Origin of the sequence: Acinetobacter sp. WCHA55 (assembly GCF_002165305.2) — a bacterium.
GTDB lineage: Bacteria > Pseudomonadota > Gammaproteobacteria > Pseudomonadales > Moraxellaceae > Acinetobacter.
On record NZ_CP032286.1, the window covers coordinates 865,682 to 880,536 of the forward strand.

Sequence of the window (14,855 nt, forward strand, 5' to 3'; positions counted from 1 at the left end):
GGGTTCCGATTTTATTTAAAGTTATAAGTAGAAAATGGAAGAATTAAAGTGAAATGGCTTTAAAGCCAATCTTAGTTTTTTGAGTCAAAATGACTTCTTGGCCTTGAGCAAAATAAAGATCTGTTTCAGGTTCAACCAGTACATAATGCGTTTGCCCAAACTGATCTTGAACTCGTGCTTGAGCCGGAGAGTTGACTTTAGCCTCACCTAAAATAATCAGTGCCGTTCGTCCAATCAGTTCTTCACTGTAAATTGCTGTGGTTTCATCTTGCGGCAAAACTTTAGCAATCAGCATGGCGCTGTAACGAATCATAGGCATCGAAAGTATGAGGCAAAGTGGTGCCATGATCCATGCACTCCAATAGCTTCCCGTCCAAGTTTGAAAAATGGACTGTAGAATAAATCCACTTAAGCTATATAAAGTGAGGAAGATAATCAGCCAGACTAAAAGAGGGACACGGCCGATAAACAACCAATCCAGCAGGGCATTGAGCCAACCTTGATCGGCATCCAGTGCAATGTCGACGTCTTTAGTACTGCCAAGGTCATCAGGTAGGAATTGGTCAAGCAGACCTTGTGAGCCGCCCCCTAATACCAATAAAATCAATTCGAGCAGTCCCAATAAAAACATGAGACTGAGGCAAATACTAAAAATTAAATTGGATGGGTGAGTAAATAATTCCCACATTCTAAAGGTTCTCTATTTTTATGCTGTTATCAGTTAAGTGTAAATTTTTAAAAAGAATTGTATTGAAATTGGACTTTAGCATAGCATTCAAAAAACAGAATGTCTAAGTCTGTTGGACATAAAGAGAGTGCAGCTAATTATCATTCGATAAATTTTAGGCAAAAAAATACGCAATGATTGGGGTATTCATTGCGTAGAACTACGAATCTGTTGTTACACAGTTTCGGTAAAAAGGAGAAACGTTATATCTCAGGGTTAATCTAAGCTATGTGCTCATCATAAGGGTTGTGCATTCTTATTTCATGAGTATTCACGTTAATTACTGTAAATTTAGGTTAACAAATGACACTTAATGTCAGTTTTTGAGATGAATGTGGCTTATTTGTATTTGTTTCACGATTAAAAAAGCCTTTCTCGGTGAGAAAGGCTTTAAAGAGGCGCATTAGTTTAAGGTGGGTTTAGAAATGAAACACCCCTAAACCCGATTTAACTTCATCTAGAGTCTGTTGAGTGATATCACGACATTTGTCTGTACCAGTCTTTAAAATATCCATGATGTAATCTGGATCTTTTGCAAGTTCCATTCGACGTTCACGAATTGGTGTGATTAGCTCTTTCAATACACCTTCAAGACGTTTTTTCACCGTACCATCACCCAAACCACCACGGCGGTAATGTGCTTTGAGTTCTTCAACTTCTTCTTTGTTTGGATCAAACGCATCTAAATACGTAAATACGATATTACCTTCAACCTGACCTGGGTCTTCAACACGAAGGTGGTTCGGGTCGGTGTACATCGCATTAACAGCTTTCTTAATGTCTTTATCGGTTGCATCCAACACAATGGTATTGCCCAAAGATTTCGACATTTTGGCTTTACCATCAAAGCCGGGTAAACGGCTCATATTGGAAAGCAGAGCCTTACACTCAGGCAGTAATTCCTGACCAATCTGACGGTTTAAGCGACGTACGATTTCATTGGTCTGTTCGATCATTGGAATTTGGTCTTCACCTACAGGTACAACGGTTGCTTTAAATGCGGTGATATCTGCTGCTTGCGCAACGGGGTAGCATAAGAAACCCGCTGGAATATCACGTTCAAAGCCACGCATCTGAATTTCAGACTTGATGGTTGGATTACGTTCTAAACGAGACACAGTCACAAAGTTAAGGTACAACATGGTGAGCTCATTCAGTGCTGGTAAGCTCGACTGCACACAAATGGTGGTTTTGGTTGGGTCGATCCCGACAGCTAAGTAATCTGTGGCAACTTCAAGAATATTACGGCGAACTTTTTCGAAGTTATCTGCATTGTCAGTAAAGGCTTGCGCATCGGCCAATAATAGATGCTGATGGTGTGAATCCTGTAAACCCACACGTGAACGTAAAGATCCGACAAAGTGCCCTAAATGAAGTTGTCCTGTTGGACGGTCGCCTGTCAAAATCACAGGACGATTGTCTTGATTACTCATTATCTATTTCCAAAGTCGTCGTAGCGACATGCTATTTTCAAAGAATGCAGACATTGTACGGCATAATCTTTTTCAATGTCAGTCTTAAAAAAACTGTAGTGAAAAAATTATAAAATCAGTTAAATTTCAAAAAACAAATATTCAAAAGCTGAGATCACAGATTAAAATGTCAAAATTCTCAAGATGGATAAAAATAAATGGCGAGTAGCTTATTAATATTACTAGATGATATTGCCACGATTTTAGATGACGTTGCGGTTATGAGTAAAATGGCTGCAAAAAAAACGGCAGGTGTTTTGGGCGATGATTTAGCACTCAATGCACAACAGGTCAGTGGGGTTCGCACTGACCGTGAACTGCCTGTAGTTTGGGCTGTAGCAAAAGGCTCTTTTGTTAATAAATTAATTTTAGTTCCTGCGGCGCTGTTGATTAGTGTGGTTGCACCGTGGCTGATCACGCCACTGTTGATGATTGGTGGTTTATTTCTATGTTATGAAGGAGTAGAAAAAGTCCTGCATAGTTTGCATCACAAAAAAGCCAAAACTGAAGAAGAAGCCAGCCAAGAATTAGCTGCGATTGAAACGGATATGGCAACTTTTGAGAAAGATAAGGTTAAAGGTGCGATTCGTACCGACTTTATTTTGTCAGCAGAAATTGTGGTGATTTCACTGGGAACAGTAGCAGTAGCAACTTTTTCAACCAAAGTCATGGTGTTGTCTGTGATTGCCATTTTAATGACTGTTGGTGTGTATGGTTTTGTGGCGATGATTGTCAAAATTGATGATTTAGGATTGTATTTGACTCAGCAAGCCTCTTCATTTAAGCAAACTATTGGTCGTGGTTTACTGGCTTTTGCACCAAAGCTGATGAAGACCTTAACCATTGTAGGCACTATCGCGATGTTTTTAGTGGGTGGTGGAATTATTTCCCACGGCGTGCCTTTATTGCATCATTTCACGGAAGGCTCAGTGGATTATGCTGAGCATATTCCAACTGTGGGCAGCATCGTAGGAGCATTAACCCCAACCCTGATTAATTTAGTGATCGGTTTTGTGGCTGGTTTGATTGTATTGGCTATCGTGAGCTTGATTAAAAAAGTTTGGCCGAGCTCAAAAAAGGCATAAACTGAATCGGGTAAGCATGAATTAGAAGAAGGAAGATTGCTATGCGTTGGAAGGGCCGTCGTGTCAGTAGCAATGTCGAGGATCGCCGTGGTGGTGGCGGTGTCAAGGCGGGAGGCATCAGTATTTTAGGGCTGATCGTGGCCTTTGTGGCATGGAAGTTTCTAGGAGTTGATCCGCAGCAAGCCTACCAAGCCACTAAACAAGTGACCGCACAAACTGGATCGGCAGAAACCCAAGGTTTGGACAACCCAACGCCTGATCAGCAGGAAGCGATGGACTTTGTTGGTACAGTACTGGCTGATACTGAAGACACATGGAGTCAGATTTTCCAACAGCAATTGGGACAACAATATGTTCCACCGAAGTTGGTGATGTTTTCAGGAGTGATTAATTCGGGTTGTGGTACAGCACAGTCTGCAATGGGGCCGTTTTACTGTCCAGCAGATCAGAAGGTGTATATCGATACAACTTTCTTTAAAGACATGCGAACTCAAATGGGGATTGGCGGAGAACAAAACCAAACAGAGTTGTCGCGTCAAGATCAAGCGGGTGACTTTGCTCAGGCTTATGTGGTGGCACATGAGGTTGGACATCATATTCAGACCATTTTAGGGATTTCTGAACAGGTACAAAAGGCTCGTGTACAGGGCTCAAAAGCACAAGGCAATGCTTTATCGGTACGCCAAGAGTTACAGGCTGACTGTTTAGCAGGAGTATGGGCGCATCATAACAATCAACGAACTCAGTTCTTAGAGCAAGGTGATGTTGAAGAGGCGATGGATGCGGCACATAAGATTGGTGATGATTACTTACAAAAGCGGGCAACAGGACAAGTGGTCCCTGATAGCTTTACCCATGGAACCAGTCAACAGCGTATGACATGGTTCGGCACGGGTTTAAAATCGGGTCAAATTGAAAGCTGCGATACCTTTAACCAAGCCATTTAAGCCATAAAAAAGAGGTGATTCATCTCCTCTTTTTTATTTCACAGTATTCATTTCTATCGGTTTAAGAACTGCTTAAAGTTTCGAGCAATACGAATGCTCACATATAACGCGATACAGGCAAATAATAGCACCCCAAACACCACATACTTCAAGTTGCTTATATCTGCACGGTAAAACTGTTGAATTTGCTCAGGCGTATAACGTAATGTTTTAACATCTTGTGTGCGTGTATCGAGATAACTGACTTGCTGAATATAGTTAAACTGCCCCGCTTTAAGTAGTTCAATCGACTGAATTTGGCGGGTATGTTGTTCGTTGTAATCATCCACACAAATGTCAGTTAAATAATGATCACAGCTGAGTTTGGCGATATAACCCTGATTGGCCACATGTAAATAAATATGATCATCGGGCGCTTTATTATTTGAGAGCAGTACCAGTGTTTGATCGGGGCGAGAGTTCATTTTAAAACTTTGTGCAGTGGCAAAAGTCTGCTCAGCTTGTAAAATTTCTTTGGTTTTCGCAAAGCAGGTGAGAAACAACGCAAAAGTGGTCAGGAAAATAATCAGTGCGAAGAACATCCGAAAGATGGTTTTAAAAGTGAATTGCATAGGAGATCAAACTTGGCCAAAGGGAAAGTTCACGCATAAAAAACATGCATACGCCCTATGTTAATTCATCATCAGAAGAAATGTTAAAAAAATTATTTTTTTCGGGCGTTGATGTGAAAAATGATTAAAATATTTCGAGCATCAATGGGTATGAAATGAACTTTTATTCCATCTATTATCCGCATTGAAAGCCGCCGTCTCCCCAACCGCCCAATTTGGAAGTTCAATGGGAAATTATTTTTTTCTACAAGTTTTTACCGTTATTTTTGCATTATCCATAGCAACGACTATTTTTAATAAACGTATTTTGGGTTTTCCTCAAGCCATTGGCGTACCCATCGTTTCTGCTATTTTTGTCTTTATTTTACAGTGGGGCGCGAGCCTGCTGAGCGGTAATCAGTTTATAACCATCAATATTCACAACATTGAAGAAGCAGTTCGTCACATCGACTTTTATGACTTTTTAATCAATGGCGTGATTTGCTTCATTTTGACCTCTTCTGCACTGAAGTTCAAAGTTTCAGATTTACGTAGTCATTGGAAACCGATCAGTATTTTAGCCAGTATTGCGCTGGTATTGTGCGCCGTGTTTTTTGGGGTTGCACTTTATGGTTATCAGTTCCTGATCGGGCAGCATGTCGATTTATTGGTGCTTTTGCTGTTGGGGGCTGCATTGGGTGCAACGGACCCGATTGGGATCAAAGGTGTACTCAGTTCTGTACGTGCACCACATCATTTAATGGTCAAGCTCGAAGGCGAATCACTGTTTAATGATGCGATGTGTATTGCCTTATTTATGACGCTCTTAAATGTTTTACAGGGTGAAAACTTTACCGTCATAGGCGTGTTGCAGACCTTACTCTATGAAATTTTTGTCGCAGTCATTATTGGTTGGGCCTTTGGTTTAGGGATCTTACGACTGCTACGTGGTAAGCACGAAATGGAATCTCTCATTTTAACCACAGCACTTTTGGCCTGTGGTTCGTATTTAGTTGCACTGTTTGCCCATGCTTCAGCACCAATTGCTTGCGTCATCGGCGGTTTGATTGTGGGGAACAAATGGAAAGAAATTTTACAAGAACGCGAAATACGTGAAGTAAATCATTTTTGGCATACGGTTGAAGGGATTATTAACTCGTTCTTATTTACCTTAATTGGTTTGGAACTGTTTATTTTAGATCTCAGTTTTAGTCTAATTTTTGGCGGTATTGTTGCTTTTATTATTTTGCATGCTTCACGTTTTGCAGCCAACTATTTATCTTTTGCTTTTTTCCCCTCTTTCCGTAAGAAGAGTTATAACGGTAGTTTGGCGATTTTGTCATGGGGCGGAGTGCGTGGAGGTATTTCCTTAGCACTGATCTTAGCGGTAGCCAACGTACCTGAATTGAGCGAATATAGCAGTATTCTGATTGGTTATACCTTTATTGCCGTGTTACTCTCAGGCGTGGTCTGTGGCCTAGGATTACCTGCAGTGATGAATGCGTTCTACTATAACCCGAATGAAGAAAAGACGGGTTTTAAAGGCTGGTATCAACGCTTATGTAATAAAATGAACCGTAAAGGTTTCAAGTACATTATTGGTGAAGATGCGCAGGGTTATGAAACCATTGTTGTTTATCAACCTGAAGCATTGATTGATGTTAAAGCAGATGATGGCATTGCTGCGGTGCATAACCCTGAAAGAGTTCAGGAAGTGAAACGTCTGGAAAGTCCAGATAACTTTTAGGGATTTGGCCAATAAAGAAGCCCTGTATTGGGGCTTTGAAAATGAATGAGGTGGTTTATTTGAATCAAATAATGATGTCATTATGGAATAATTAGAACAGGGCACATTTGAAATGGCAGAATCGATAGTCAAAGAACTGGCACCGATGATTTTCCAGGTGATCGCTCAAATTCCTTATGGACGGGTAGCCAGTTATGGACAAATTGCACGCTTAGCAGGTATCCCAAAACATTCGCGTTTAGTCGGCTACGTGCTGAAACATATGGATGTAGAAAGTAATTTGCCTTGGTATCGGGTAATCAACTCCCAAGGAAAAATTAGCTTAAGTAAACTCAATGATCAGGGACAGAATATTCAAGCACAGTTACTTATGGCGGAAGGTATTTTTGTGATTGGGGGAAAAGTAAAAATGAAAGAGTTCCAGTGGAATATTTAAAATAGAAGTGCTCTACCTCAGTGGAAGTAGAGCACTCGATGTATTACTGACGAACAACTAAAACAGGAATATGCGCTTCACCTAAAACACTTTGTGCAACACTGCCTAGGAATAAACGTTTTAAACCTGTGCGGCCATGAGAGCCAATCACAATCAGGTCTGCTTTAGATGTTTCAGCTTCTCTAATAATTTCACGGTGCACCACCTGACCTTCCAGTAGTTTTGCTTCAACAGGAATACCCAGATCGCTAAATTTAGCCGCTGCTTCTTCAAGTGTTTTTAAAACTGAAGTACGCGCACGTTCAATTAAGTCATTGGTTTGAGTTGCAGAGATATATTCAGCAGCAATGTAAGGGTCAAGTGCAAGCACTTGAACGACTGTAATTTTACCGCCAAATGCTTTAGCAAGTTCGGCAGCTTGTGCAACTGCTGCATATGAAGTTTCCGAACCGTCTACTGGGACTAAAATGTTTTGGTAAGCCATGGTTGTTTCTCCTTATTATCAACTGATTATACGTGCAGATTTCTGTTCTAATGTATCACTGTTCAAATACAGCCCATACCTTGATATTAGCTGTATTTTTTAAAGAATAAAACCTAGTAATTTCATATGGATATTTGTATATGAAATGCTAATTTTTCACTTCTAAATTAGCATAAAAGCGCGTGAATAATAATCAATTTAACACTAAAGTTGAATGTAAATGTAGCGTTTAGGAAACGTAGGCTGTGTCTAAAAAATAGCTTATGTTTATGAATGGCTTATATGTGGTTTTCTGCATAAGGTGAAACCGTTCTGCATCCGTCGCGGGATAACGACTGAAAATACTTTCGTTATCTTTGAGATGGACTGAAGCATGAAAATTTTAGCGCTTAAGTTGGATTTGGTTAAATTATCACTAGATAGGGGAATGGCTTTCATTGAAAATAAAATATTTAGAAATTGATGAAAAATTCTAATCAAATGAATCAAACTCAGATGGTGGACAAATAACAACCTAATCTAAGGATATGTTTTTATTTTTAATTAATTTGTAGGTGAATAAAAAACAACCTTCTAAATAGAATATAATAAAAAATATTTTTAAATAATTCTCTTTCTTATATTTTTTATTGAAATATTTTTCATCATAAATAATATTGTTGTTTTTAAGGTAAAAAGCATAATTTCTTGAGAAAAAATTGCTTTGAATATATTTGATATAAACTTCTTGATCAATTTTATTATAAAATGGGCAACTTAATTCTGAAATTGAACATTCAACTAGAATTATTGATTTATCTTGTTTATTTTCTAATGTTAGACTGTTATAAGATGATGGTTCAATTACACTATCCCTTCCCGTCATACTCCCCATTTGCCGTGTTCTAACTTTTGTCTCTTTAATCAAGTAGTAACCTTCAAAGACTTGACCATTATTCCAATAATAATTGGGATTTTTATAGAGCAATGACAGACAAGCATAAATTAAGCTTAGTAGCATTACTAGAATGATAAAAAAAGACTGTATTTTCTTATTTTCTAGATAAGCGCTTACAGAAAAAAGTACACCTCCATTAAATATTAATATATATGAGAAATAACTTTCAAAAAATAAGAATGTATAATTATTTGAAAACCAAAATAAATATAAATAATTTTATGTTTTAAAAATTTCTCCATATTGTGTAATTCCTAGTTTTTAAGCAACTGATTATTCTTGTTCTTGATTTTTAAATAAAATATCTGATTTATCATTTTCAAACATTGTTTCATTCGATACCATTATTTGGATCTATTTAAATCATTACTCTGATTTTGAAGGAATTATCTCATGAAATTCTCGAAAAAATAAAGGATTACTATACGTCTAAAGAAGATTTTTGATGTCCGATATGATATTTATGGGGCTAAAGAATGATAAAGTTTTTCTACATCATCTGTCTGTAACTGCTCACGCATCTTTAAAAACAGCTTTTCATCTAAGTCATAGAGCTTCAGTGCAAGCAGTTTTTCTATATCTGCTTCGGGAAAGCGATACTTAATAATCTTGGCAGGTACTCCACCCACAACGGCATAGGGTGGAACATCTTTGGTCACGACAGCACCTGTTGCTACTACAGCACCTTCACCTAATTTCACACCTTGCATAATCATGGCACGAGAGCCAATCCAGCATCCATCGCCAATGATGGTATTACCTGCGGGAACAAAACTACGCGTATCAAAGGGAAAGGCTGAAATCCAGTCAGTACGATGCAGTTGGTTACCACCCATCATAATGACGCATTCCGCGCCAAAACAAACAAAGTTGCCGATATAGAGCTGATCAATCGGTTTATCTACGGTTGAAGGCTTATCATGCAAATAACGCACGGCACAACGTTCAAAACCTTGGTCCCAATACGCTGAGTAGTAAGAGTAATTCCCTTTAATGTGAATATTCGGGTTCTTCACCGTTTTAGAGATGAACTCAAACTCACACCAGTGTTTGACAGGAGAATTGATCAAAGGTTCAGACATAAAAAGACAGTGTTGGAGAGTGTGAGAAATTATAACAAATAAATGTCGTGCTTTGAAAAAGAGAGGGGAATGAATGCCTTAAATCTAACGCTCTCTTGTTTGAGATACCTCATCTCAACCGTATTCTTTAGAGGGAAGGAGTATCCATGGCGAATTAAATTTTGGGTTTTGGTGGGCAGGTTTGTATATCTTAAACCCATCGCATTTTTGTAATGAAATTTCCCTTGCCATAATAGAGGGTCAAGGAGAGGTATTTTGGGAAAATATAAAAACAAGTAACCCCTCAATTGAGGGGTTATACAGCCGTAAATATCAAAGAAAATTAGATATATGCAACTTTTACAATTTCGTATTCAACTTCACCTTGAGGTGTTTGAATTTTTACTTCGTCGCCTTCGCTTTTGCCCAAAAGGCCACGTGCGATAGGAGAGTTCACTGAAATTTTATTGATTTTAAAATCAGCTTCGTCATCACCCACGATCATATAGGTCTTTTGTTCTTCGGTATCTAAGTTTTCAATAGTGACTGTCACCCCAAAAACTACACGACCGTTTTGTTCAAGTTCTTTGACATCAATCACTTGAGCGGCACCCAATTTGCCTTCGATGTCTTGAACACGACCTTCACAGAAACCTTGTTGCTCACGCGCAGCATGGTATTCCGCATTTTCTTTTAAATCCCCGTGTTCACGTGCTTCAGCAATTGCCGCAATAATACGTGGACGTTCAATACTTTTTAATTGATGTAATTCTTTCTCTAAGGCTAACTTGCCTTGGGGAGTCATAGGATAACGTTGCATTGTTGTCCCTCAAGTCTGTGAGTGTAAAAAATATAGGTTTATAAATGAAAAAAGCCCGCCACCGAGAGGTGACGGGACTTCTCGGTAAACGAATTAACCTACAGTTTGTAAATCTTGCAAACGGTATACATCCATTGGCAATTGAATTGCAAAAGCTTGACATACAGCATCAGCACCGTTCAAGGTCGTCGTGTTATACACTTTTGCTTGAAGCGCTGAACGACGAATCGAGAACGAATCTTGTTGAGCTTGTTTGCCTTCAGTTGTATTGATAATGAGGTGAACTTCGCCATTTTTCAAGCGGTCCACGATATTAGGACGACCTTCAGTGACTTTATTTACACGTTCACACTCAATACCCGCAGCTTTAATAAACTCATAAGTACCGCCAGTTGCAAGTACTTTGAAACCAAAGTCTACTAATTTTTTCGCAATACCAACAGCACGAGGCTTGTCTGAATCACGCACAGAGATAAATGCATGCTTCACTTCGCCTTCTGTAGGAAGACCTGGTACGCGTTCATTCGAGCCTAACACAGCTTTGTAGAATGCTTCACCAAATGTTTTACCTACACCCATGACTTCGCCTGTAGATTTCATCTCAGGGCCAAGAATAGGGTCAACACCCGGGAACTTGTTGAACGGGAACACCGCTTCTTTTACAGAGAAGTGAGTCGGGATGATTTCTTTTGTGAATCCTTGAGATTCTAAAGATTGGCCCGCCATACAACGCGCAGCAACTTTCGCTAAAGACTCACCGATACATTTAGAAACGAATGGCACAGTACGCGACGCACGTGGGTTCACTTCTAGGATGTAAACGTCTTCGCCTTTCACAGCAAACTGCACGTTCATCAAACCAACAACGCCAAGCTCTTTCGCCATAGCAACAGTTTGACGACGCATTTCGTCTTGGATTTCAACTGACAGCGAGTATGGAGGAATCGAACATGCTGAGTCACCTGAGTGAATCCCTGCTTGTTCAATGTGCTGCATAATACCGCCAATCACCACATCTTTACCATCAGATACACAGTCTACGTCAACTTCAATTGCATCATCTAAGAAATGGTCAAGAAGAACAGGCGCTTCATTTGATGCTTGAACTGCATCACGTAAGTAGCGCTTAAGCTCTTCGTCGTTGTATACGATTTCCATCGCACGACCACCGAGTACATAAGAAGGACGTACCACAAGTGGGTAGCCGACTTTCGATGCTTCAGCCATACCTTCTTCAGCAGATTTTACAATGCTGTTATTTGGCTGACGAAGTTGAAGACGTTGAATCATTTGTTGGAAACGTTCACGGTCTTCTGCACGGTCAATCGCATCTGGTGATGTACCAATAATTGGCGCACCCGCTTCTTCTAAAGCGCGAGCCAATTTAAGCGGAGTCTGACCACCATACTGAACGATAATGCCTTTTGGCTTTTCAGTACGTACGATTTCAAGTACATCTTCCAAAGTGATTGGTTCGAAGTACAAACGATCAGACGTGTCGTAATCCGTAGAAACCGTTTCAGGGTTACAGTTTACCATGATGGTCTCGTAGCCATCTTCACGCATTGCAAGCGCTGCGTGTACACAGCAGTAATCGAATTCGATACCTTGACCAATACGGTTAGGACCACCACCAATCACCATGATTTTATCTTTATCAGATGGGTTTGATTCACATTCCTCATCGTAAGTTGAATACATGTACGCAGTGTCAGATTCAAACTCTGCTGCACAAGTATCCACACGTTTGTAAACTGGAGTCACGCCCAAGTTCCAACGGTGTTTACGGAATTGTTTTTGTGAAATACCCATTAAGTTCGCAATGCGAAGGTCAGATAAACCTTTACGTTTGAATGAACGGATGTTGTCTGCGTTTAGATCACCAAAACCTAAAGTTTTAATTTCATTTTCAGTTTTGATGATGTCTTCGATTTGGATTAAGAACCAACGGTCAATTTTGGTTGCTTCAAAAACGTCGTCTAAGCTAAATCCGTGACGGAAAGCATCAGCCACATACCAAATACGCTCAGGACCCGGAACTTTAAGCTCTTGAAGAATCTTTTCGCGTGCGCCTTCAGCACCCACTTCGATTTTTTCGTCAAAACCAGAAACACCCACTTCAAGACCACGAAGTGCTTTGTTTACAGACTCTTGGAAGTTACGACCAATTGCCATGACTTCACCCACAGATTTCATCTGTGTCGTTAAAGTCGCGTCTGCTTGCGGGAATTTTTCAAAGTTGAAACGTGGAACTTTAGTTACCACGTAGTCAATTGCAGGTTCGAATGACGCAGGAGTAGTACCACCTGTGATGTCATTTTTCAATTCATCAAGGGTATAACCAACAGCCAGCTTCGCAGCGATTTTTGCAATTGGGAAACCTGTTGCTTTTGATGCAAGAGCAGATGAACGTGATACACGTGGGTTCATCTCGATGATCACCATACGGCCAGTATTCGGGCAAATACCGAACTGAACGTTAGAACCACCCGTTTCCACACCAATTTCACGAAGAACTGCTAAAGATGCATTACGCATCAATTGATATTCTTTATCTGTCAATGTTTGCGCAGGTGCAACAGTGATTGAGTCACCTGTATGCACGCCCATTGGGTCAAAGTTTTCAATTGAACAAACGATGATACAGTTGTCGTTTTTGTCACGAACAACTTCCATCTCGTATTCTTTCCAACCAATTAAAGATTCATCAATCAATAATTGTTTAGTTGGTGAAAGGTCGAAACCGCGTTCACAGATTTCAAGAAATTCTTCTTTGTTATAAGCGATACCGCCACCTGAACCACCCATCGTGAATGATGGACGGATAATGACAGGGAAGCCGAAGCGTGCTTGAATCTCTAAAGCTTCTTCCATGTTTTCAGCAATCGCAGCTTTTGGACATTCAAGACCAATTTTACGCATTGCTTCATCAAACAGTTTACGGTCTTCAGCTTTTTCAATCGCTTCTTTGGTCGCGCCAATCAATTCAACATTGTATTTTTCTAAAATACCGTTGGCATCCAGTGCAAGCGCACAGTTTAATGCCGTTTGACCACCCATAGTTGGAAGAACCGCATCTGGGCGTTCTTTCTCAATGATTTGAGCAACGGTTTGCCAAGTGATTGGCTCGATATACGTTGCGTCTGCCATTGTAGGGTCAGTCATAATGGTCGCTGGGTTAGAGTTCACCAAAATAACACGGTAACCTTCTTCACGAAGGGCTTTACACGCTTGCGCACCTGAGTAGTCAAACTCACATGCCTGTCCGATGACAATCGGACCTGCACCAATAATTAAGATGCTTTTAATGTCTGTACGTTTAGCCATGATCGCTTCCTTAATTACTTCTTAGATGCTTCGATAAGTTCGATGAAATGATCGAACAATGGTGCGCAGTCATGCGGACCAGGGCTTGCTTCAGGGTGACCTTGGAAGCTGAACGCTGGCTTGTCTGTACGATGAATCCCTTGAAGAGTTTGATCGAACAAAGACTTGTGCGTAGCTTTTAAGTTTGCAGGAAGTGTTTCTGCATCCACTGCGAAGCCATGGTTTTGAGAAGTAATCATCACTGTACCATCTTCGATGTTTTGTACTGGATGGTTAGCACCGTGGTGACCATGCGGCATCTTCACCGTTTTAGCGCCAGAAGCGAGTGCAAGAATTTGGTGACCTAAGCAAATACCAAAGACAGGTAAGTTGCGAGCGTCTTCTACAATTGTTTTTACAGCTTCAATTGCGTAGTCACATGCAGCAGGATCGCCAGGGCCGTTCGATAAAAACACGCCATCTGGATTCAACGCAAGTACGTCAGCAGCAGGGGTTTGTGCAGGCACTACAGTCAATTTACAACCGCGGTCAGCAAGCATACGTAAGATGTTGGTTTTGACACCGTAGTCGTATGCAACAACATGGAATTTAAGTTCAGGTTGTGTAAAGCCTTTGCCTAAAACCCAAGAACCTTCGGTCCATTCGAAGCCTGTTGGGTCACAGCATTCTTTCGCTAGGTCTAAACCATTTAAACCACCAAAGGCACGAGCTTTTTCTAAAGCTTGTTCTTCAGTAATATTTTCACCAGCAAGGATGCAACCATTTTGTGCGCCTTTGTCACGTAGAATACGAGTCAATTTGCGCGTATCAATATCCGCAATCGCAACGACATTATGTTCTTTTAAGTATTCGCCTAAAGATTGCGTTGATCGGAAGTTGCTATGCAATAAAGGTAGGTCACGAATGATCAATCCATTGGCCCATACTTTATGAATTCGACCTGACTCAGCGTCTTCATCATTACAACCTGTGTTACCGATGTGTGGGTAAGTTAGAGTCACAAGTTGTTGTGCATAACTTGGGTCAGTCAAAATTTCTTGATAGCCAGTCATGGCAGTGTTGAAAACGACTTCACCAGTCGTACTACCCGATGCACCAATAGACGTTCCTTTAAAGATCGTACCATCGGCAAGGGCTAAAATTGCTGGGGTGCTCAAACCAAAGCTCCTGAAATTTAGGCTGTAAAAAAGCGAGTAGACGAAAAAAAAGGAAGGCTATCTAA

The 14,855-nt window shown here is 40.3% G+C and carries 13 protein-coding genes; 4 read left to right on the top strand and 9 right to left on the bottom strand.

Annotated elements, in window-relative coordinates:
- Positions 1 to 43 precede the first annotated feature (43 nt).
- Positions 44 to 688: a YqiJ family protein gene (locus CDG62_RS06965; RefSeq protein WP_087526332.1), complete on the bottom strand. Its 645-nt coding sequence runs from the start codon at positions 686 to 688 to the stop codon at positions 44 to 46.
- A gap of 458 nt (positions 689 to 1,146) precedes the next feature.
- The gene (trpS, locus tag CDG62_RS06970; RefSeq protein WP_004695576.1) at positions 1,147 to 2,160 is read right to left on the bottom strand and encodes a tryptophan--tRNA ligase; all 1,014 of its coding nucleotides are present in this window, start codon (positions 2,158 to 2,160) and stop codon (positions 1,147 to 1,149) included.
- 197 nt (positions 2,161 to 2,357) lie between these two features.
- Between trpS and CDG62_RS06975 the strand changes: the two genes are divergently transcribed.
- On the top strand, positions 2,358 to 3,284 hold the full coding sequence (locus tag CDG62_RS06975) for a DUF808 domain-containing protein (RefSeq protein WP_087526331.1): 927 nt from the start codon (positions 2,358 to 2,360) through the stop codon (positions 3,282 to 3,284).
- Between the two features lie 41 nt (positions 3,285 to 3,325).
- The gene (locus CDG62_RS06980) at positions 3,326 to 4,231 is read left to right on the top strand and encodes a neutral zinc metallopeptidase (protein WP_087526330.1); all 906 of its coding nucleotides are present in this window, start codon (positions 3,326 to 3,328) and stop codon (positions 4,229 to 4,231) included.
- 53 nt (positions 4,232 to 4,284) lie between these two features.
- Here the strand turns inward: CDG62_RS06980 and CDG62_RS06985 are convergent, their stop codons facing one another.
- Entirely contained in the window at positions 4,285 to 4,842 is a 558-nt protein-coding gene (locus tag CDG62_RS06985; RefSeq protein WP_087526329.1) for a hypothetical protein, read from the bottom strand.
- 226 nt (positions 4,843 to 5,068) lie between these two features.
- On the opposite strand from CDG62_RS06985, the gene CDG62_RS06990 reads away from it, so the two are divergent.
- On the top strand, positions 5,069 to 6,568 hold the full coding sequence (locus CDG62_RS06990; RefSeq protein WP_087526328.1) for a cation:proton antiporter: 1,500 nt from the start codon (positions 5,069 to 5,071) through the stop codon (positions 6,566 to 6,568).
- A 112-nt stretch (positions 6,569 to 6,680) separates the two neighbouring features.
- Positions 6,681 to 7,004 carry an MGMT family protein gene (locus CDG62_RS06995; RefSeq protein WP_087526327.1) on the top strand — a complete coding sequence of 108 codons (324 nt, stop codon included), beginning with the start codon at positions 6,681 to 6,683 and terminating at the stop codon, positions 7,002 to 7,004.
- A gap of 43 nt (positions 7,005 to 7,047) precedes the next feature.
- Here CDG62_RS06995 and CDG62_RS07000 read toward each other — a convergent pair whose 3' ends face one another.
- From CDG62_RS07000 to carA, 6 genes are all read right to left on the bottom strand, one after another.
- A complete protein-coding gene (locus CDG62_RS07000) occupies positions 7,048 to 7,488 on the bottom strand; it encodes a universal stress protein (protein ID WP_004982711.1) in 441 nt (146 codons plus the stop codon).
- A gap of 514 nt (positions 7,489 to 8,002) precedes the next feature.
- The gene (locus CDG62_RS07005) at positions 8,003 to 8,395 is read right to left on the bottom strand and encodes a hypothetical protein (RefSeq protein WP_162904016.1); all 393 of its coding nucleotides are present in this window, start codon (positions 8,393 to 8,395) and stop codon (positions 8,003 to 8,005) included.
- A gap of 491 nt (positions 8,396 to 8,886) precedes the next feature.
- On the bottom strand, positions 8,887 to 9,507 hold the full coding sequence (locus CDG62_RS07010; protein ID WP_087526325.1) for a CatB-related O-acetyltransferase: 621 nt from the start codon (positions 9,505 to 9,507) through the stop codon (positions 8,887 to 8,889).
- A gap of 322 nt (positions 9,508 to 9,829) precedes the next feature.
- A complete protein-coding gene (greA, locus tag CDG62_RS07015) occupies positions 9,830 to 10,306 on the bottom strand; it encodes a transcription elongation factor GreA (RefSeq protein ID WP_004695598.1) in 477 nt (158 codons plus the stop codon).
- A 93-nt stretch (positions 10,307 to 10,399) separates the two neighbouring features.
- A complete protein-coding gene (carB, locus tag CDG62_RS07020; RefSeq protein WP_087526324.1) occupies positions 10,400 to 13,633 on the bottom strand; it encodes a carbamoyl-phosphate synthase large subunit in 3,234 nt (1,077 codons plus the stop codon).
- A gap of 14 nt (positions 13,634 to 13,647) precedes the next feature.
- Positions 13,648 to 14,790, bottom strand: a complete 1,143-nt coding sequence (gene carA / locus CDG62_RS07025; RefSeq protein WP_087526323.1) for a glutamine-hydrolyzing carbamoyl-phosphate synthase small subunit — start codon at positions 14,788 to 14,790, stop codon at positions 13,648 to 13,650.
- Positions 14,791 to 14,855 lie beyond the last annotated feature (65 nt).

Coding starts and splice junctions, on each gene's coding strand:
- trpS (WP_004695576.1), bottom strand. CDS start 2,160: ATGAGTAATCAAGACAATCGTCCTGTGATTTTGACAGGCGACCGTCCA.
- CDG62_RS06965 (WP_087526332.1), bottom strand. CDS start 688: ATGTGGGAATTATTTACTCACCCATCCAATTTAATTTTTAGTATTTGC.
- carB (WP_087526324.1), bottom strand. CDS start 13,633: ATGGCTAAACGTACAGACATTAAAAGCATCTTAATTATTGGTGCAGGT.
- greA (WP_004695598.1), bottom strand. CDS start 10,306: ATGCAACGTTATCCTATGACTCCCCAAGGCAAGTTAGCCTTAGAGAAA.
- CDG62_RS06995 (WP_087526327.1), top strand. CDS start 6,681: ATGGCAGAATCGATAGTCAAAGAACTGGCACCGATGATTTTCCAGGTG.
- CDG62_RS06985 (WP_087526329.1), bottom strand. CDS start 4,842: ATGCAATTCACTTTTAAAACCATCTTTCGGATGTTCTTCGCACTGATT.
- CDG62_RS06980 (WP_087526330.1), top strand. CDS start 3,326: ATGCGTTGGAAGGGCCGTCGTGTCAGTAGCAATGTCGAGGATCGCCGT.
- CDG62_RS07000 (WP_004982711.1), bottom strand. CDS start 7,488: ATGGCTTACCAAAACATTTTAGTCCCAGTAGACGGTTCGGAAACTTCA.
- CDG62_RS07010 (WP_087526325.1), bottom strand. CDS start 9,507: ATGTCTGAACCTTTGATCAATTCTCCTGTCAAACACTGGTGTGAGTTT.
- CDG62_RS06975 (WP_087526331.1), top strand. CDS start 2,358: ATGGCGAGTAGCTTATTAATATTACTAGATGATATTGCCACGATTTTA.
- CDG62_RS06990 (WP_087526328.1), top strand. CDS start 5,069: ATGGGAAATTATTTTTTTCTACAAGTTTTTACCGTTATTTTTGCATTA.